At 42.4% G+C, this 231-nt stretch carries 1 protein-coding gene; it reads left to right on the top strand.

The features are described from left to right. Positions 1 to 231: carboxymuconolactone decarboxylase family protein (locus tag ACRHOZ_RS21615; RefSeq protein ID WP_431130486.1), on the top strand; the 231-nt coding region annotated here is incomplete at both ends.

The following is a 231-nucleotide window of genomic DNA, read 5'->3' as shown; positions in this document are numbered from 1 at the left end:
CGAGAATTCAAGTTGGGGAAACAGAACCCAAAGCGTATCAAGCCGTCTTTGGCCTGGAAGGATATTTGGCACAATACGAACTAAAAAAATCACATTATAAACTGATCAAGGTAAGGGCATCCCAAATCAACGGATGTGCGTTTTGTATTGATATGCATACCAAAGAGGCATTAAAGCTTGGGGAAACACAAGAACGCCTATTCCTTTTGTATGCTTGGCGGGATATCGTCG

Origin of the sequence: Flagellimonas flava (genome assembly GCF_050617915.1) — a bacterium.
In the GTDB taxonomy this organism is placed as follows: Bacteria; Bacteroidota; Bacteroidia; order Flavobacteriales; family Flavobacteriaceae; genus Flagellimonas; species Flagellimonas flava_A.
This window is presented reverse-complemented; position numbering and strand designations above follow the sequence as displayed.